General features: G+C 71.4%; 21 protein-coding genes. 14 read left to right on the top strand and 7 right to left on the bottom strand.

Going from position 1 to position 17,881, the window contains the following annotated elements; genetic code table 11:
* Positions 1–552 precede the first annotated feature (552 nt).
* Positions 553–1,272, top strand: a complete 720-nt coding sequence (locus ACFRMQ_RS22660) for an SDR family NAD(P)-dependent oxidoreductase (protein ID WP_380732365.1) — start codon at positions 553–555, stop codon at positions 1,270–1,272.
* 87 nt (positions 1,273–1,359) lie between these two features.
* Here the strand turns inward: ACFRMQ_RS22660 and ACFRMQ_RS22655 are convergent, their stop codons facing one another.
* Positions 1,360–3,609, bottom strand: a complete 2,250-nt coding sequence (locus tag ACFRMQ_RS22655; RefSeq protein WP_380732364.1) for a heavy metal translocating P-type ATPase — start codon at positions 3,607–3,609, stop codon at positions 1,360–1,362.
* A gap of 257 nt (positions 3,610–3,866) precedes the next feature.
* Here ACFRMQ_RS22655 and ACFRMQ_RS22650 point away from each other — a divergent pair, with 257 nt between their 5' ends.
* Together ACFRMQ_RS22650 and ACFRMQ_RS22645 are read left to right on the top strand one after the other, a co-directional pair.
* A complete protein-coding gene (locus ACFRMQ_RS22650; protein ID WP_380732363.1) occupies positions 3,867–4,259 on the top strand; it encodes a metal-sensitive transcriptional regulator in 393 nt (130 codons plus the stop codon).
* A gap of 61 nt (positions 4,260–4,320) precedes the next feature.
* Positions 4,321–5,331 (top strand): hypothetical protein, encoded by a 1,011-nt coding sequence (locus ACFRMQ_RS22645; RefSeq protein ID WP_380732362.1) that lies wholly within the window; start codon positions 4,321–4,323, stop codon positions 5,329–5,331.
* A 54-nt stretch (positions 5,332–5,385) separates the two neighbouring features.
* Here the strand turns inward: ACFRMQ_RS22645 and ACFRMQ_RS22640 are convergent, their stop codons facing one another.
* The 3 genes from ACFRMQ_RS22640 to ACFRMQ_RS22630 are packed head-to-tail and all read right to left on the bottom strand — an operon-like array spanning position 5,386 to position 6,295.
* Positions 5,386–5,583: a hypothetical protein gene (locus ACFRMQ_RS22640; RefSeq protein ID WP_380732361.1), complete on the bottom strand. Its 198-nt coding sequence runs from the start codon at positions 5,581–5,583 to the stop codon at positions 5,386–5,388.
* Positions 5,580–5,861, bottom strand: coding sequence for a hypothetical protein (locus tag ACFRMQ_RS22635; RefSeq protein ID WP_380732360.1), 282 nt, complete (start codon positions 5,859–5,861; stop codon positions 5,580–5,582). Before ACFRMQ_RS22635 ends, ACFRMQ_RS22640 begins: the two co-directional genes overlap by 4 nt.
* Complete coding sequence (locus tag ACFRMQ_RS22630) at positions 5,858–6,295, bottom strand: ATP-binding protein (RefSeq protein ID WP_380732359.1); 438 nt, start codon at positions 6,293–6,295, stop codon at positions 5,858–5,860. The genes ACFRMQ_RS22635 and ACFRMQ_RS22630 overlap by 4 nt, the downstream gene beginning before the upstream one ends.
* Before the next feature lie 259 nt (positions 6,296–6,554).
* Between ACFRMQ_RS22630 and ACFRMQ_RS22625 the strand changes: the two genes are divergently transcribed.
* The 10 genes from ACFRMQ_RS22625 (at position 6,555) to ACFRMQ_RS22580 (ending at position 14,503) form a co-directional block, all read left to right on the top strand.
* Positions 6,555–7,412, top strand: coding sequence for a helix-turn-helix domain-containing protein (locus tag ACFRMQ_RS22625; RefSeq protein WP_380732358.1), 858 nt, complete (start codon positions 6,555–6,557; stop codon positions 7,410–7,412).
* Positions 7,412–7,630, top strand: a complete 219-nt coding sequence (locus ACFRMQ_RS22620; protein WP_380732357.1) for a DUF397 domain-containing protein — start codon at positions 7,412–7,414, stop codon at positions 7,628–7,630. The genes ACFRMQ_RS22625 and ACFRMQ_RS22620 overlap by 1 nt, the downstream gene beginning before the upstream one ends.
* 175 nt (positions 7,631–7,805) lie before the next feature.
* Positions 7,806–8,324 (top strand): DUF6879 family protein, encoded by a 519-nt coding sequence (locus ACFRMQ_RS22615; protein ID WP_380732356.1) that lies wholly within the window; start codon positions 7,806–7,808, stop codon positions 8,322–8,324.
* A gap of 89 nt (positions 8,325–8,413) precedes the next feature.
* Entirely contained in the window at positions 8,414–8,611 is a 198-nt protein-coding gene (locus tag ACFRMQ_RS22610) for a hypothetical protein (RefSeq protein WP_380732355.1), read from the top strand.
* Positions 8,595–9,119 carry a DUF6879 family protein gene (locus ACFRMQ_RS22605; RefSeq protein ID WP_380732354.1) on the top strand — a complete coding sequence of 175 codons (525 nt, stop codon included), beginning with the start codon at positions 8,595–8,597 and terminating at the stop codon, positions 9,117–9,119. The genes ACFRMQ_RS22610 and ACFRMQ_RS22605 overlap by 17 nt, the downstream gene beginning before the upstream one ends.
* The gene (locus tag ACFRMQ_RS22600; RefSeq protein WP_380732353.1) at positions 9,110–9,949 is read left to right on the top strand and encodes a helix-turn-helix domain-containing protein; all 840 of its coding nucleotides are present in this window, start codon (positions 9,110–9,112) and stop codon (positions 9,947–9,949) included. Before ACFRMQ_RS22605 ends, ACFRMQ_RS22600 begins: the two co-directional genes overlap by 10 nt.
* Positions 9,950–10,039: 90 nt before the next feature.
* Positions 10,040–11,488 carry an ASCH domain-containing protein gene (locus tag ACFRMQ_RS22595; RefSeq protein WP_380732352.1) on the top strand — a complete coding sequence of 483 codons (1,449 nt, stop codon included), beginning with the start codon at positions 10,040–10,042 and terminating at the stop codon, positions 11,486–11,488.
* On the top strand, positions 11,481–11,906 hold the full coding sequence (locus tag ACFRMQ_RS22590; protein WP_380732351.1) for a low molecular weight phosphotyrosine protein phosphatase: 426 nt from the start codon (positions 11,481–11,483) through the stop codon (positions 11,904–11,906). The genes ACFRMQ_RS22595 and ACFRMQ_RS22590 overlap by 8 nt, the downstream gene beginning before the upstream one ends.
* 145 nt (positions 11,907–12,051) lie before the next feature.
* Positions 12,052–13,302 carry an acyltransferase family protein gene (locus ACFRMQ_RS22585; protein WP_380732350.1) on the top strand — a complete coding sequence of 417 codons (1,251 nt, stop codon included), beginning with the start codon at positions 12,052–12,054 and terminating at the stop codon, positions 13,300–13,302.
* Positions 13,283–14,503, top strand: coding sequence for a cytochrome P450 (locus ACFRMQ_RS22580; protein WP_380732348.1), 1,221 nt, complete (start codon positions 13,283–13,285; stop codon positions 14,501–14,503). Before ACFRMQ_RS22585 ends, ACFRMQ_RS22580 begins: the two co-directional genes overlap by 20 nt.
* Before the next feature lie 54 nt (positions 14,504–14,557).
* Here the strand turns inward: ACFRMQ_RS22580 and ACFRMQ_RS22575 are convergent, their stop codons facing one another.
* Positions 14,558–15,094, bottom strand: coding sequence for a hypothetical protein (locus ACFRMQ_RS22575; RefSeq protein WP_380732347.1), 537 nt, complete (start codon positions 15,092–15,094; stop codon positions 14,558–14,560).
* Between the two features lie 99 nt (positions 15,095–15,193).
* Between ACFRMQ_RS22575 and ACFRMQ_RS22570 the strand changes: the two genes are divergently transcribed.
* Positions 15,194–15,997: an aminoglycoside 3'-phosphotransferase gene (locus ACFRMQ_RS22570; RefSeq protein ID WP_380732345.1), complete on the top strand. Its 804-nt coding sequence runs from the start codon at positions 15,194–15,196 to the stop codon at positions 15,995–15,997.
* Here the strand turns inward: ACFRMQ_RS22570 and ACFRMQ_RS22565 are convergent.
* Entirely contained in the window at positions 15,967–17,376 is a 1,410-nt protein-coding gene (locus tag ACFRMQ_RS22565; protein WP_380732343.1) for an MFS transporter, read from the bottom strand. The two genes, ACFRMQ_RS22570 and ACFRMQ_RS22565, sit on opposite strands and share 31 nt — an antisense overlap.
* Positions 17,377–17,529: 153 nt before the next feature.
* Positions 17,530–17,694 carry a hypothetical protein gene (locus tag ACFRMQ_RS22560; RefSeq protein ID WP_380732341.1) on the bottom strand — a complete coding sequence of 55 codons (165 nt, stop codon included), beginning with the start codon at positions 17,692–17,694 and terminating at the stop codon, positions 17,530–17,532.
* Positions 17,695–17,881 lie beyond the last annotated feature (187 nt).

Below are 17,881 nucleotides of genomic sequence, written 5' to 3'. Positions count from 1 at the left end.
CCCCGCTCCCCGCCCCGCGCGCAAGGTGAGCGGGGCCCGGCCGCGGGCGCGCGGCCGGGCCCCTGCGCGTCCCGGTGACGAGCCCCGAGGGGCCCGTGCGGGGACGGAACCGCACGGCGCACGACTCCGGGGTCGGCCGCAGTCAGGGACGGCCGCTCAAAGCGTCCCCGGCCCGCCGGAACCCCGGCGTCGTGCGCGAAGGCCGTCGAGGACGACGACCGTTCCCGGGGCCCGCCGGAGCCCCGTCGGCGACAGCCCGGTGGAAGCGCGGGGACACATTGCCGTTCAGCGTGTCCCAGCCCACCGGAAAAACTGCCGCACTACCAACCTAAGACGTATCAGGGTGCGAGAAGTTACGCCCGGGGGGTGTGAGCTGCCTCTCGCCACGCTCCGTGTGCGCGTCGTACCGCGCTCATATCACACGTTCACTCCGGCGGGACGTCACCCTCCCCGCAGTCACGGCAACCGAGCGTGATAGGAATCGTGGCATTCCGGTACGGACCGTCGCGCACATTCGCAGCGCGACGGCGGAACTGGGGAGGGAGTGGGCAGATGGCCAGGAACGTCGTCGTCACCGGCGGTGGCACGGGAATCGGGTACGAAGTCACGCGGCGGTTCGTCGAGGCCGGCGACCACGTGGTGATCGTGGGCCGACGCCGAGAGGTCCTGGAGAAGGCCGCGGCCGGCCTCGGGCCGCAGGTCACCCCGTTGGTGTGCGACCTCGCCGACCCGGACGCCGTCGAAGCCGCGCTCCCCCGGCTGCCCGAACGGATCGACGTCCTGGTCAACAACGCCGGCAGCCGGGAAACCGTGGTCGGCGGCGGGCCGCACGCCCTGCTGGCACGCTGGCGCGGCGACTTCGAGCGCAACGTGCTGACCGTGGTGCTGCTCACCGAGTCGGTTCGCGACCGGCTCGCCCCGGGCTCCGGCCGGGTGGTCACCGTCAGCTCCATCGCCGCCCTGCGCGGGGCCGGTTCGTACGGCGCGGCGAAGGCCTCGCTGCACGCCTGGAACCACTTCCTGGCCGCCCAGTTGGGCACCTCGGGGATCACCGCCAACATCGTCGCGCCGGGCACGGTCGCGGGCACCGAGTTCTTCGGGCCCCGGCTGGACGAGGCCGAGGTCTCCCGGCGGGCGGCCCGCACGCTGCTCGGGCGGATCGGCGAGTCCGGCGAGGTCGCGGCGGCGGTGCACTTCCTGGCCTCGCCCGAGGCCGGGTTCATCACCGGCGAGATCCTGCACTGCAACGGCGGGGAACTGCTGGGGCGTTGAGGCGCCGCGCCGCTTCGCGGCGAGGGCCCCGGACCGGTGCCGGTCCGGGGCCCTCGTGCGTGCGGGCTCAGGCGGGCCCGGACCGGCTCAGGCCGGTCGGAAGCGGCGCAGCCGCAGGCTGTTGGTGACCACGAAGACCGAGGAGAAGGCCATCGCGGCGCCGGCGATCACCGGATCGAGCAGTCCGGCGGCGGCCAGCGGGATCGCCGCCACGTTGTAGCCGAAGGCCCAGAACAGGTTGCTCTTGATGGTGGCGAGGGTGCGGCGGGAGAGCCGGATGGCGTCGGCCGCCGAGCGCAGGTCGCCGCGGACCAGGGTCAGGTCGCCCGCCTCGATGGCGGCGTCGGTGCCGGTGCCCATCGCCAGGCCCAGGTCGGCCTGGGCGAGCGCGGCCGCGTCGTTGACGCCGTCGCCGACCATCGCCACGACCTTGCCCTCGGCCTGGAGCCGCTTGACGGTGTCGACCTTGTCCTCGGGGAGCACCTCGGCGATCACGTCCGCCGCGGCGATGCCGACCTCGGCGGCGACGGCCTCGGCCGCCGCCCGGTTGTCACCGGTCAGCAGCACCGGGGTCAGGCCCAGGGCCCGCAGCTTGCCGATAGCCTCGGCGCTGGTCGGCTTGACCGCGTCGGCGACCTCCAGCACGGCCCGCGCCTCGCCGTCCCAGCCGACCGCGATCGCGGTGCGGCCGGCCGACTCGGCGGTGCGCTTGGCCTCGGCCAGCGCCTCGGGCAGGTACTGCGACCACTGGTTCAGCAGGGCCTCCCGGCCGGCCACCACGGCGTGGCCGTCCACCACGCCCTGGACGCCCAGGCCCGGGACGTTCTCGAAGCCCTCGACGGCGGGCAGTTCGCCGGCCTTGGCGGCGGCGTTGGCGATCGCCCGGGCGATCGGGTGCTCGGAGGCGTGCTCCAGGGCTCCGGCCAGCCGCAGCACCTCGGCCTCGGTGACGCCGGCCGTGGCGTGGACGGCGAGCAGCGTCATCTGGCCGCTGGTGACGGTGCCGGTCTTGTCCAGGACGATGGTGTCGACCTTGCGGGTGGACTCCAGGACCTCCGGACCCTTGATCAGGACGCCGAGCTGGGCGCCACGGCCGGTGCCGACCAGCAGCGCGGTCGGGGTGGCCAGGCCGAGGGCGCAGGGGCAGGCGATGATCAGCACGGCGACCGCCGCGGTGAAGGCCGCGGTCCAGCCCTCGCCGGTGCCCAGCCAGTAGCCGAGGGTGGCCACCGCGAGGGTGATCACGATCGGCACGAAGACCGCGGAGATCCGGTCGGCGAGGCGCTGCGCGGCGGCCTTGCCGTTCTGCGCGTCCTCGACCAGCTTGGCCATCCGGGACAGCTGGGTGTCCGCGCCGACCCGGGTGGCCTCGACGACCAGCCGGCCGCCCGCGTTGACGGTGGCGCCGGTGACGCCGTCGCCGACCCCGACCTCGACCGGCACGGACTCGCCGGTCAGCATCGAGGCGTCCACGGCCGAGGCGCCCTCGACCACGGTGCCGTCGGTGGCGATCTTCTCGCCCGGCCGGACCACGAAGCGGTCGCCCACCGCGAGGTCCGCGATCGGGATCAGCACCTCGGCGCCGCCGCGCAGCACCGTCACGTCCTTGGCGCCGAGTTCGAGCAGCGCCTTGAGGGCGGCGCCGGCGGTGCGCTTGGAGCGGGCCTCGAAGTAGCGGCCGGCCAGGATGAAGGCGGTGACGCCGGCCGCCGCCTCCAGGTAGATGTTGGACGAGCCGTCGCTGCGGGCGATGGTGAGCTCGAAGCCGTGGCGCATGCCCGGCATCCCCGCGTCGCCGAAGAACAGCGCCCACAGCGACCAGAGGAACGCGGCGATGGTGCCGAGCGAGACCAGGGTGTCCATGGTCGCGGCGCCGTGCCGGGCGTTGGTGAACGCGGCCCGGTGGAACGGCCACGCGGCGTAGGTGACGACCGGGGCGGCGAGGGTCAGCGACAGCCACTGCCAGTTGTCGAACTGGAGGGCCGGCACCATCGCCATCGCGATCACCGGCACCGCGAGGGCCACCGCCGTGAACAGCCGCTGGCGCAGCGGGGCCAGCGAGTCGGCCGGCTCGGCCTGCTCGCCGCCCGCGCCCTCGGCGGCCGGGGGCTTGGGGAGCGCGGCGGTGTAGCCGGTGGCCTCGACGGTGGCGATCAGGTCGGCGACCTCGACGTCGCCCTCGAAGGAGACCTTCGCCTTCTCGGTGGCGTAGTTGACGCTGGCCGTGACCCCGTCCATCCGGTTGAGCTTCTTCTCGATGCGGGCGGCGCACGTCGCGCACGTCATTCCGCCGATCGAGAGTTCCACCTCCGCGGAGGCGGGTGCCTGCGTAGTCATCGTCGCTCCTCGTGACAGTTCGTCCTGCCGGCCGGACCGGTCGTACAGGGGGCCTTGCGGTCGTGCGGCGGTGCGTTCCTGCGGTAGTTTCGGTGGCCGGGCCCTCATACCCAGGAGGGGTATCGGGCGGTGCCGAGTTCATTTATACCCCTGAGGGGTATCGAGGGCAAGCCCTGAGCGATACCCCCGGCAGGTATTTTTTCAGGGCGGGCGCCCGGACGGGAATCCTGCGGTGACCCGCTTGACTTGATACCCCCATGGGGTATTCACTCATGGGTGTCGAGCCACGGGGCGCACCGCCCCGCCGACCGCTCCCCGCACTCTCCCCGCACTCCCGTACTCCCCGCCGGAATCCTGAGGAGGGCCGCATGGCCGGCTACCGCAACGACAAGGACCAGCTCCTGCGCCGACTGCGCCGCGTCGAGGGCCAGATCCGCGGCCTCCAGCGCATGGTCGACGCCGACACCTACTGCATCGACACGCTGACGCAGGTCTCGGCCGCCACCAAGGCCCTCCAGTCCGTCGCCCTGAACCTGCTCGACAGCCACCTCGCCCACTGCGTCCAGGACGCCATCGCGGGCGGCGGCGCCGAGGCGGACGCCAAGGTCGCCGAGGCCTCGCAGGCCATCGCCCGGCTCATGCGGGCCTGACCACCCCTCCCGCCGCCCCACCCCTTTCCGCCGCTCGCCCCGGACGTTCCAGGAGACCGCCATGAACACCCCGCTGCGCATCACCGCCTTCGGCGCCGGACTCGCCGCCGCCTTCGGCCTCGCCCTCGGCGTCGGCCACGCCACCGGCAACGGCCCCGCCCCCCAGCCCGCCACCGCCGCGCACGGCGGGCACAACGCCACGGGCGCGGGGCACAACGCCACGGGCGCGGGCCAGGGTTCGGAGCACGCGGGCCACACCGAGGAGTCCGGAGCCGGCGCCCCCGCCGAGCACCTGCCCGGTGGGCTCCAGGTCTCCGAGCGCGGCTACACGCTCAGCGTCGAGAACCCCTTCGTCACCGCCGGCTCCCCCACCGACCTGCGCTTCCGCATCCTCGGCACCGACGGCAAGCCGGTCACCGCCTACCAGCAGCAGCACGAGAAGGAACTGCACCTGATCGTCGCCCCGCGCGACCTCTCCACCTTCCAGCACCTGCACCCGACGCTGGCCGCCGACGGCACCTGGAGCGCCCCGACCGCCGTCCCCGCCGCCGGGGAGTACCGGGTCTTCGCGGACTTCACCCCGACCGGGGCGAGCGAGGGCCTCACCCTCGGCGCCGACCTGCACGCCGCCGGCGACCTGCGGCCCGCCCCGCTGCCGGAGACCGGCCGGACCGTCACCGTCGACGGCTACACCGTCACCCTCGGCGGAGACCTCACCCCCGGGCGCAGCGGCCGGCTCACCCTGAGCGTCAGCAAGGACGGCAAGCCGGTCACCGACCTCCAGCCCTACCTGGGCGCGTACGGCCACCTGGTCGCGCTGCGCGCCGGCGACCTCGCCTACCTGCACGTCCACCCGGACACCACCACCCCGGGCCCGGAGATCGGCTTCACCACCACCGCCCCGAGCGGCGGCAGCTACCGGCTCTTCCTGGACTTCAAGCACCAGGACACCGTGCGCACCGCCGCCTTCACCGTGACCACGGACGGCGCCGTGGCCCCGGCCGCCGCGTCCGCCGCGTCCGCCGCGTCCGCCGCCGGGCAGACCGAGGGCTCGGACGACCACCAGCACTGAGGCGCGGCCGAATGCCGGGCGATCCCATGGCGGATCGCCCGGCACCTCTTGTCTTCAGCTGGACGGATGGCCGGCGGCGCGCCGACGCACCGTGCGGAGGAGAGCCTCCGGGTTGCCGGGGACGGCGACCCAGAGTCGCATCTCGATGTGGGCGGCCTGACGACGGAGGCTCAGGGCGCGGATCGGACGGGAGAACTGGGCGCCGAGACACCACCACGTCTCGATGCGGGCCCAGGCCCGGCAGGCGGTCACTCGGGCCCCGTCACGCGCAGGTAGATGGGGTGGGCGGTCTCGATGCCGATGTAGGCGATCGCGCGCACCGCGCCGAACTCGACCAGCTGATCGGCGATTCGGGGGGCGGATTCCTCGCTGAAGTAGTCGGCGAGGTAGTGGGCCTGGTCGTCGTCCAGCGGGAGGCGGGCGACGGTGGCGCGGATGGCGTCGAGGGCGTCGGCGAGGCGGGTGAAGGTGGCGGCCTTCGTGACGCCCTTGATCTCGGCCTTGATGGGGAAGGGGAGTTCGACGCTCACTTCGCGCCCTCCGCGCCGATGAGCGCCCACATCGCCTTGCCGATGCCGCTCGCGCGGGGGCGGCAGCCCCAGTCGGAGGCGAGGCGGGAGACGAGGAGGAGCCCGCGCCCGGTCTCCTCGGACTCGGCGGCGGAACGCGGGGCGCGGGGACGGCTGCCGTCGGCGTCGTGCACCTCGATGCGCAGGGAGTCGGCGCGCAGGTCGAGCCGGACGAGGATCAGGCGGCCCGGCGGGGTCTTGGCGTGGAGCACGGAGTTGGCGACGAGCTCGCCGAGCACCAACTCGCCGCTGTCGAGGAACTGTTCGCCGCCGGGGCGACCGGCGAGGAAGGCGCGCAGCACCCGCCGGGCGACACCGGCGGACTCATGACGCTTGGGCAGCCACCACGAGCTCTCGCTCGCGGGGGTGGACGGCTTCTCCGGCATTTCAGGCATGGCAAGGCCCTCCGGGAGTCATGGGAAGGATCGCGATCCGAAGAGCGGCGAGAGGCATGGGAATGCCCGAGCGAAGATCCGCCAGGATCACGCTGTGTGGTGACGTTCGCCACACGGCGTAAGTGTGACCCCTGGCGGTGGCTTTGTACAACGGAACCCAGCAACGTACATATGTTTTTTGGGATCTGATGTGACGAAACCACTTCCGTCACGCCAGACTGTGGAGCGACGACAGAGCGCGACGAGGGGAGACCGGAGCGTGGCCGCAACACCGACCGTGCGCCGCCGGATGCTGGGGGCGGAACTACGGAGGATCAGGGAGGGGCTCAACCTCAAAGTCGATGACGTGGCCGCCCGACTCGGCTGGCATCAGTCCAAGGTCAGCCGCCTGGAGAACGGCCGCCATGGTGTGAAGGCGAACGAGGTCGAGATACTGCTCGACGTCTACGAGGTCAGCGATCCGGAGACCCGCGAGGCACTCGCGGCGCTCGCGCGCGAAGGCAAGCGCAGGGTCTGGTGGCAGCCCTACTCCGATGTCATCTCGAAGCACTACGCCTCGTTCATCAGCTTCGAGGCGGAGGCGGTGTCCATCCGGAACTTCGAGTCGTCGCTGATCCCCGGACTGCTCCAGACCGCCGACTACGCACGAGCGGTGATCCGGCAGATTGAGTCCGATGCCAAGCCCGATGAGGTCAACGCGCTGGTCGATGTGCGCCTGGCTCGGCAAAATGCGACGCTGCGACGCGAGGATCCGCTCAAGCTCTGGGCGATCATCGACGAAGCCGCACTCCGGCGGTCGGTGGGCGGCGCCAGCGTGATGGCAAAACAGCTCCACCAGCTCGTTGCCGCCTCCAGGGAACCCCACGTGCTCCTGCAAGTCGTACCGTTCGCCGCCGGAGCCCATCCCGGAGTCCATGGGCCGTTCGTGATTCTCGAATTCCCCGTTCGGGGCGACCTCGACGTGGTGTACACCGATGGCCTGGCGAGTAGCCTCTACCTCGAACGGGATGACGACGTCGCCACGTACTCCCAGGCATTTGATCGACTCCGAGCGGCAGCGCTCGACTTCGGGCCGTCGCGACGCCTCATCACGCAAATCGCAAAGGAACTTGACTGATGAAGACCGATCCGACCGTGGATGTGAACCGCGCCACGTGGCGGAAGAGCACGTTCAGCACTGCCCAGGGCAACTGCGTCGAGGTCGCCGACGGCTTCCCCGGCATCGTCCCCGTCCGAGACTCCAAGGACCCCGACGGGCCGGCGCTCACCTTCCCCGCCGGTGCGTGGACATCCTTCATCGCCGCGGTCAAGACCGGCGAACTCCCCACCGTCTGAACCGGTCTGCGCGAGAAGTCGACTCAGCCGACTTCTCGCGCAAGCCTGCCACGCCCCAACGCCCCTTCGACGCTACCCATCTCGGAAGATCGCGTTCTTGACCACGGCCTGTCCGCCCCGGAAGCATCAAGCCCTGACAACGACCGCTGGCGGCACAAGGGAGCGCATGATGCCCATGCTCAAGGGTGAAGACTTCGGCCGGCTGTTCCAGACCTTCGAGCGGACGGCGTTCCGACTGGAGACACTCGCCGAGTACGACGTGGACGCGGAGCGCGAGGAGTTCGCCGACTTCCTCGCCGGAAAGGGACTGCCCGCGACGTGCTCTGACAGCCCATGGGTCCGTTCCATGACGGACCGTGGCAAGCAGGTGGGCAGAGTGCACGTGCTCAGCTCGCCGCTGACGGACTACCTGCGCTACGAGATGGCCTCGTACCCCGGAAACATCAAGGCCGGGGAGACCATCGGCATCCTCGACACGACCCACCAGAAGGTGGCCGGCCTCCCGGATCACGACTTCTGGCTCTTCGATGACGCCGAGGTCTACCGGATGCACTACACGGACGCCGGACAGTTCATCGGTGCCGAGTTGCTGTCGGACGGCCGGCTGGACGAGTACCGCCGATACCGGGACATCGCCCTCGCCCACGCCGTGCCCTTCGCGGATTACAAGATCCTTAGTCCAGGACGGGAATAGCGCCCGGACCGCATGGACAGACCGTCCGTGCCTTCCCTACCGTTTCGGTCAGTCGGTCCACCCGAGGACCGGCTTGGAGGGGGTTGACCATGGCTCACCGACGGCTCACCGGAGGCGACACCGGTGACTGCAAGGACGGCGATTGCCCGAACGTGTACGTCACCGACCGGGGCACCCGCGTCTTCCAGGGCGACCGCTACGCGGACCTGACCGTCCCGACCCGCGAAAACGCCGTGGAACTGCCCGAGGACGTGGTGAAGGAGGCTGTCCGTGCTCTTGGATGGTGACGACTGGCAGAGGGTTCTGCACGGATTCGCGCGGTCCGCATTCCGGCTTGAAACCCTGCCCGCGTACAAGGTCGCGGGAGAGGCCGAGGAGATCGAGGAATTCCTGAACGGGAACCGGATCGACCCGGACACGTACACGTCCGGCTGGACGGACAGGCTCAAGGCCCACACCGCCGCCGGTCGCACGGTTCAGCGAGTCCACATCGTCACCCGGCCGCTGAGCGACTACCTGCGGTACGAGTTCATGTACTACGAGCCGCATGCCAAGGCCGGCGAGGACATTCGGATTCTCGACCTGACCGACCGGTCGAACCCCGGACTCCCAAATCAGGACTTCTGGACCTTCGACGACTCCACCGTGGTCCTGATGAACTATGAGTCGGACGGCACACAGATCGACCGCGTGCTCGTCGAAGGCGACGTGGAGCAGTACCGAGAATGGCAGCGAATCGCAGTGGCTGAGTCCGTGCCGTTCGCGGACTACGCGAAAGAGCACGGGTGGCGATAGACCCCGAAGAGCTTGGCCACAGCAAGAGTGACCTGGCACACGCACTGAGAGAAATACGGGTTCAAGCCGGCCTCGCTGGGGACCGGCTTGCTCGGCGTTGCGGCATGACGCAATCGAAGATCAGCAAGATCGAGACCGGCAGGACCATTCCGTCCCTGGTGGACGTCGAGTTGATCCTGCGGGCCCTCGAAGTGCCGGCCGAACTGGCACAGCGGATCCTTGACCTGGCCCGGGTGGCGAACACGGAGTGGCAGGACGTCCGGGCCCTCAGACGGAAGGGCCTGGAGAAGAAGCAGGCCGAGCTTGCGGCGCTCGACCAGTCGTCCACCGAGATCCGCTACTTCCTGCTCTCCATGCTGAACACCCTGCTTGCCACACCGGAGTACATCCGGGCAAGCCTCGCCCACGTACCAGGGGACACCACCAAGGCGATAGCGAAGAAACTTGAGCGTCAGACCGTCATCTACGACGATTCGAAGACGTTCACTTTCCTGCTCACCGAGCAGGCGGTCCGCTGGGCGATGATCCCCCCTCGGGCCATGGTGATGCAGATCGACCGGCTCATTTCAGTGTCCAGACTTCCGAACGTTCGCCTCGGAGTGATCCCGCTCGGAAAGTACATCCCGGAGAGCCCGTTGAACACCTTCACGGTGTACGACAACAGCCTTGCCACGGTCGAGACGGAAACCGGGATCGTCATCCTCCGAGACCGACGGGACATTCAAGTCTACCGGAATGCTTTCGCCGTGTACGAGGGCCACGCGCTCTTCGGCGAGCAAGCCTGTGAACGAATGGCAGCCTGGTCTTCCCTATTCCTCGGCGGTCTTTAGTCGCCCACGGGAATAGTCGCCCGCGCCCCCTTCCGTAGGCCTTAATCTGGCTCTCCGCCAATCGGCTCACGAGCAGCGCGGAGGCACCACTTGAACACCACCGACCTCCTCAGGTCACCGAACACCGTTCTCGCCAACGCCGTTGACGACGCCCTGGACGTGCTCCGACCCCGCCTCCTCGAAGCGGGCACGGAACGGATCGAGTTCACCGTGGGGACGCAGCTCAACGGGCGTCCGCACATCGGCACGCACCTGGTGCAGTCGCTGTCGTTCCTGGTCGCGGAGCGCGCGAGGGATGAGTTCGGGATCGATGCGGCCGTGGACTTCGCGGCGCTGGACAACGCCCCGGCGGAGACGATCACCCGGGACGGTCGCAAGTATCAACTCACCTATCACCACCGGCTCGGCGACCACGGCATCCGCGCCCTCGTCGACGAGTACTACGCCCCGCTCCTGGACGCGATGAGCAGCCGTACCGGCGTCGACTACCGGGTCAGTACCTACACCGAGCAGCAGAACACCCCCGAGTTCCGGGCCGAGTTCCTGCGGACGCTCGACTTCCTGGACCGGATCCGGTTCTGGCTGGCCCCGGCCAGCGGCACGGCGCACATCCGGCTGCCCTGCCCGGTGTGCGGGTGGTCCCAGAAGCACGCGGACCACACGCGGCTGCTCGAACTGGACGGCTCCGGCGCACTGTTCGAAGCGATGTGCCACGAGCACGGCCGCTACGAAGCGGACATCACTCCGCTCGGCGGCGGATACCTCGATCTCTCCACCCTGTATCGGAACGTGGTCAAGGAACGCTCCTACCATCCCGGCGACGGCACCTTGCACGTGATGGTGAAGGGCGGCGACTGGGTCTTCGGCTGCCAGCTGGTGGACGGCGCCCACGCCGCGATCGGGGCCCCGACCGCGCCGGTGCCGCTGCGCGTCTTCACCCCCCAAGTCCTCGGCAGCGACGGCGGGAAGCTCTCCAAGAGCCTCCTGACCGCGACTGCCAGCTCCGGAGACGCGACGGATTGGCTGCTCGACCCCGCTGCCTGGCCCGGAACGCAAGCGGACTACGTCGAAGCGCTCACAGGCGCAGCCGAGCTGATGCTCAGCAACCCGAGGCACTTCTACCGGTCCTACACCACAACCGCATTGGAAACCCTGATGACCACCCGCCAGCCTGCCAGGAACCAGTCCCAGGCCCACGGCCGCCCCCGCGGCATCCAGATCTACCAGCAGTACTTCGACCTCATCGCCGACGGCTCCAAGACCGTCGAAGTCCGCGTCGCCTACGCCTCCATGAAGCGAATCAGGGTCGGGGATCTCCTCAACTTCACCTGCCGCGGCGAGCACTGCCTGACCCGGGTGCTGCGCATCGGTACGTACCGGACTTTCAAGGAGATGTTCGGCACCGAGGATGTGAAGGCCGTCAACCCTCACGCGACCGAGGCCGAACAGTTGCGCGCCATCCACGCGATCTTCCCCCCGGAGAAGGAAGCCCTGGGCGTGATCACGTTCGAGATCGAGCGGGTGAACCCCGATGAGTAGGCGCAGGCGGGTCCTGGTGGTCTGCAAGGGCAATCACTGCCGTTCCCCGATCGCCGCCCTGGTCCTCGCCGAACGCTCCCGGGGCGCGCTCGACGTCCGCTCGGCCGGTACCCGCGACTGGCACGTGGGCAAGCCCGCCCACCCGCTGATGATCGAGGCCGCCGCCGCCTTCGGCTACGACCTGACAGCTCACCGCGGCCGGCTCCTGGACGAGGAACTCCTCGTCTGGGCCGACGACTTGATCGCGGTCGACGACGAAACCGCGCTCGCCGTCGAAGCCTTAGCCGGCCCCGGCCGGCCGGGGAGGATTCTCGGCTCGGGCATCACCGACCCGTGGGGTGGCGGCCCCGAGGACTTCGCCGCCGCCGTCCTGGAGATCCAGGAAGCCACGGCCCTGTTCCAGGCCGCCCAGTCCTGATGGCGTGAGAAGTCGGCCCGCCCGACTTCTCACGCGCACAGCACCTCCTCCAACGATCCACAACATCGACAGTTCCCGTTTGACCGCTCCGGCCGGGCCCGCCGATAGTGGTCCGACATCCCAACCCCCGGACAGGGAAGCGGCCATGCAGACGCCAGCACCGTCCGCTCGTCCGAGCCGCCTGCCGTCCCTGACCGGTATGCGGTTCATCGCGGCATTCGCCGTCCTCGTATCCCACTTGACCGGCCAGTTCTTCGGTTCGATCCACCCCGGCCTCCCCTACCTCTCCACCACCCTCGGGCCGGTCGGGGTCGCCTTCTTCTTCATCCTCAGCGGCTTCATCCTCACCTGGGTCCACGACCCCCGCGACACCGCCGTGCTGTTCTGGCGCCGGCGTCTGGTGAAGATCTTCCCGAACCACCTCACCACCTTCGCCGCCACCGTCGTGCTGATGGCCGTCGCGGGCGTTCCGATCATGGTGATCAACACGCTTCCGCCGCTGTTCCTGGTCGAGCCGTGGATTCCGAACTTCGACGCCCTCGGCGGGCTGACCGGGATCAACGTGCCGAGCTGGACGCTCGGTTGCGAGTTGGTCTTCTACTTCGCGTTCCCCTGGCTCATCCGCGTCATCGCGCGCATCCCGCCGTCCCGGCTCTGGTCGTGGACGATCGGCACCGCCCTCGCGGTCGTCGCCGTCCCGTTCGTCGCCCAGCTGCTGCCGGCGCACCCGGCCACCTCCTGGGACCCGGAGGTGGCGCAGTTCCGGTCCTGGTTCGCCTACAGCCTGCCCTTCACCAGGATGCTCGAATTCGTCCTCGGCATCCTGACGGCCCGGATCGTCCTGTCCGGTAGGTGGATCCGCCTCGGCATGGCGCCCGCCTTCCTCCTCACGATCGCGTTCGTCGTCCTCCAGTCCCGGCTGCCCGGCATCTTCCACCTCTGCGCCGGGCCGACCGCGTTCGCGCTCGCCCTGGTGATCGCGGCGGGCGCCGCCGCCGACGTCCGCGCCGCCCGTACGCCCTTCAGCGGCCGGGTCATGGTGTGGCTCGGCGAGGTCTCGTTCGCCCTCTACCTCGTGCACTACCTCGTCATCCAGTACGGCCCGATCGACGGCGCCCACGCCACGAGCCAGACCCCGATCGCCTCCCCGGCGACCAGGCTGACGCACATCCTGCTCACCGTCGCGATCAGCCTCGTCCTGGCGGCGGTCCTCTACACGGTGGTCGAGCGCCCGGCGGTCCGCCGCTTCAGCCGGCCACGCGGGCGACCGCGCGGGCGATCCGCCGCACCCGAACCCGCGACCGCCCCCACCGGGGCCCGGCCCCGTACGCCTCGCCCCGAAGCGACCTCCGCCCGCCACCCTGGAGCCGTCCCCCATGACGAAACCCGGCCTTGACCCTGCGTCCGCCATACCCCCGTTCCCGGTCACCCGGCCCGACGACCGCCCCTTCGACCCCGACGCGAGCTACGCCCGGCTGCGCGCCCGCGCGCCCGTGTCGCCGGTGCGTTGTCCGGCCGGAATGGACGCCTGGCTGGTCAGCCGCTACGAGGACATCCGGGCCGTGCTCGCCGATCCGCGGCTGAGCTCCCGGGGCGCCGGCTCGATGCACATGCTGCCCTCCTACGACCGGGCGGACCCGCCCCCGGGCTCGATGATCCAGCTGGACGGCGAGGAGCACACACGGCTACGACGGCTGCTGATCGGCGAGTTCACCGTGCGACGGCTGGCCGCCCTGCGGCCGGCCGTCCAGCGGATCACCGACCGGCACATCGACGCGATGCTCGCCGCCGGGCCGGGCGCCGACCTGGTCCGGGACTTCGCGCTGCCGATCCCCTCCCAGCTGATCTGCGAACTGCTCGGCGTGCCCTACGCCGACCACGACGCCTTCCAGCGCGACAGCGAGGTGCTGATCGGCTTCGAGGCCGACGAGGCCACCCGCGACGCGGCCACCCGGCGGCTGGAGGACTACCTCGGCGAGCTGGTCACCCAGCGCCTCGCCCGGCCGCAGGACGACCTGCTGAGCCGGCTGATCGCCCGCGGCAAGGCCATCGAACGACCGCCGACCGTAGAGGAGTTGGCCACTCTCGGCGTCCTGCTGCTGGTCGCCGGGCACGAGTCGACCGCCAACATGATCGCGCTGAGCGCCCTGGTGCTGACGGCGGACCCGGACCGGGCGGCCGCGCTGCGGGCCGCTCCGGACACCATCGGCCCCGCCGTGGAGGAGTTGCTGCGCTACCTGTCGGTGATCCAGTTCGGCCTGCTGCGGTACGCCACCGAGGACGTCACCGTCGGCGGCACCCCGGTGGCGGCCGGGAGCTGGGTGGTCGCCGCGATCCCGTCGGGCAACCGGGACGAGAGCGTGTTCCCGGCCCCGGACACCATCGACCTGCGCCGGCCGTCCCGCCCCCACCTGGCGTTCGGCTTCGGCCCGCACCAGTGCATCGGCCAGCAACTGGCCCGGATGGAGCTCCAGGTCGCGCTGGACACCCTGCTGCGCCGGATGCCGGGGCTGCGGCCGGCGGAGCCGTTGGCGCCGTCCGCCTACAAGCACAACGACATCGTCTTCGGCCTGCGGAGCCTGCCGGTCACCTGGTGACGCGCGGCGGCCACCTCAGGCCGCTCGGACACGGTCCGGATCCGGCGCCTCCGGTCACGGGCCCGTGTTCCCTGGGAAGGAGCCGAAGTTGATCAGGCTCACCCGATGCTCCCAGTCGTCCCACTTCACATGCTTCCGCGCACCCCAGTAGTAGGTGTCATAGCCCATGAGGTCGCCGTACGCCTCGATCTCGTCCACCCGGTCAGGACTGCCGAACGCGGCCAGGAAGTCCTCGTAGGACGCCAGGTGGGCGAAGTGGGACAGGTGCGGGCCGTAGATCGCGAAGCCGACGACCGCCCCTGCTCGAATCTTGTAGCTGAGCTTGTCGGCGCAGTACAGGCCCCCGTCCGACCGGACAGCATGGTCGACGACCTCGTCGAGGGTCAGCGGCTGTCCGTCGGCGTCGTAGTACCTCATGCCGGTGCCATCCCCGTGGCCCTGCCGGGCGACGACGGAGGAGTGGGCCTCGACGATGCTCCGGCGCGGAACGTCGGTAGCCGGCGCCCCCAGGGCCACGCCGTTCATCGCGATGGTCGCGAGGTCGAGTTGGGGCAGGGCCAGCACGTCCGGGTGGTCGAGGATCTCGATCATCAGCGGAGTGTACGGGCTGTCCCGATGCTCCCGACGGCCGATGGGGTCACGATCACGGCCGGGGTGGCCGGCCGGCCACCGCCTGGTGAGAATGGGCGGATGATCGCCGCCGCGCCGCACGGACCCGTCGAACCTCCGCCCGTCGTCACCGAACTCGCCGCCGGGCAACCCGTCCGGGCCGTGTGGCGGAACGAGCTCGGCGGGCTGACCTTCCGGATCGGCTCGGGCGACACCCGCCGGTTCGTGAAGTGGACGCCCGCCGGCAGCGGCATCGACCTCGCCGCCGAGGTCGCGCGCCTGCGGTGGGCGGCGACGTACACCGTGGTGCCGCGGGTACTCGGCGAGGGCTCGGACGAAGAGGGCTCCTGGATCGTCACCCGCGGCCTGCCCGGACGTACGGCGGTGGACGACCGCTGGAAGCGCGACCCCGCCACCGCCGTGCGCGCGATCGGCGCCGGGCTGCGGAAGTTCCATGACGCGCTGCCCGTCGCCGACTGCCCGTTCGACTGGTCGGCGGAGAGCCGGCTGGACAACGCGCGGTCACGGGCGGCGGCGGGCCTGATCGACCCGGTGGACTGGCCCGAGGACCTTCCGCACTCCGGCACCGTCGAGCACGCGCTCGACGTGCTCGCCGGCATCCCGCCCGTCGACCGGCTGGTGGTCTGCCACGGCGACGCGTGCGCTCCCAACACCCTGGTCGGTGAGGACGGTTCCTGCACCGGACACGTCGACCTCGGCACCCTCGGCGTCGCCGACCGCTGGGCCGACCTCGCGGCCGCCACCTGGAGCACCCGGTGGAACTACGGCCCGGGGTGGGAGGAGCCGCTGCTGGAGGCCTACGGGGTCGAGCCCGCCCCGGAGCGGATCGCGTACTACCGGCTGCTGTGGGAGCTGTCGGACTGACCGGTGCCGCCGGCGCGCCGGCGCTGCACCGCCCGGAGGGCCAGCGCGCCGGCCGCGCCGAGCACGCACAGCACGGTGGCGGCCAGCACCGCGTGGTCCGCGCCGTCGGCGGCGGCGCGCGGGGTGGCGGCGCGGCCGAGGCCCATCAGGGTGACGGTGACCGCCACGCCGAGGGACGAACCCAGGTACCGGGCGGTGTTGTTGGCGCCCGAGCCCATCGCGGCGCGGTCGGCCGGCACGCTGGTGACGGCGAGGCGGCCGAGCGCCGCGTTCAGCACCCCGCTGCCGACTCCGGCCACCGCCAGCCCCGGGGCCAGCCGCAGCCAGGAGTCCCCCGGGCGCAGTCCGACCAGGGCGAGTTCGCCGACGCCGCAGACCAGGAGGGCGACGGTCAGCTGGGTGGTGGCGCCGATCCGGCCGGCCAGCCGGCGGGCCTGCAACGCCGCGACCACCGACAGGCCGGACCAGATGGTGAGCACTCCCCCGGCCGCCAGCGCCGACACCCCGAGCACCCGTTGCAGGGCGGCGGGCAGGCAGCTCATCAGGCCGACCACGGCGAGCCCGGTGAACAACGCCCCGCCGGTCGCGGCGACGAAGCCCGGTTCGCGGAACAGCCGCAGGTCCAGCATGGGGTCGGCGCAGCGCGCCTCGACCGCGGCGAAGGCGGCGAGCAGCACCACCCCGGCGGCCAGCAGGGCGAGCACCACCGGCTCCGTCCAGCCGTAGCGGCCCTCGGCGAGCCCGGCGATCAGGGCGGCGGTGCCGGTGCCGAGGGTGAGCACCCCGGGGGTGTCGACGCGCCGGCGGGCGGCGCTGCGGGACTCCTCCAGCACGGTGGTGGCGAGCGCGAGCAGGGAGGCGGCGAGCAGTGCGATCCCCCAGTAGACGGCGCGCCAGCCGAGCCAGCGCTCCGCCAGCGCCGCGTACACCGGGCCGACCGCGATGCCCAGGCCCACCGCCGCGCCCCAGACGCCGAGCGCCCGCACCCGGGCGGGGCCGCCCGGGTAGGCCTCGCCGATCAGGCCGAGGCTAGGCGCGAGGACGGCGGCCGAGGCGGCGCCCTGGACGACCCGGGCGGCGAGGAAGAAGCCCGTCGCGGGGGCGGCCGCGGCGGCGGCGCTGGAGAGGGCGAGCAGCAGCGCGCCCGCGGCGAAGACCTGCTTGCGGCCGCGGTCGTCGGCGATGCTGCCGGCGGTGAGCAGCAGGGCGGAGAGTCCGACCAGGGCGCCGGTGAGCACCCAGGTCTGGGCGGTGGGACCGGCGTGCAGGGCGGCCGCGGTCGGGGCGAGGGTGGTCATCGGCACGGTGTACGCGACGAGGACCAGCAGGGTGCCGTAGGCGGCGGTCGCGAGCACGCCCTGCGCGCGTCGGGTGGTCATGTCCGGCTCCGGGGTGACGGATCAAGGGGAGGGGTCGGGGGGCGCGTCAAGAGGAGGCGTCGGGGGGAAACGTCGGGCGGAGATGTCAGGGGGGCATCAGGGGGGAGGAGGCGTCAAGGCCCCCTCCAGGGAACGGGTCAGGACGCGCGGCGCTCAGCGCCCCGGACAGCCGCGGTCGGCGGCGCTCCCCCGGGCCGGTTCGGCGGCGGCCGCCGCGACGGCGCCGGCCAGGCAGGCGATCAGGCAGCGGGTGACGGGGTGGCGCACCGCCCGGACGAGCGCGGCCAACGGGGCGGCGGGGGTTTCGTGGTGGGTCATCGGGTGCTCCTTCGTACGGGTGCTGCGGCGGTCTCACGGCCGCCGGGGCGATGGCGGTGCCACGGCCGGGGCGATGGCAGTGCCACGGCCGGGGTGACGGCGGTGCCACGGCCGGGGTGACGGCGGCGTCAGGCGCGCCGAATGCCGTGGCGGTGCCACGGCCGCCGGGGGCCGCGCCGTTCGGCGT

Source organism: Kitasatospora sp. NPDC056783, assembly GCF_042789895.1.
GTDB lineage: Bacteria > Actinomycetota > Actinomycetes > Streptomycetales > Streptomycetaceae > Kitasatospora.
This window is presented reverse-complemented; position numbering and strand designations above follow the sequence as displayed.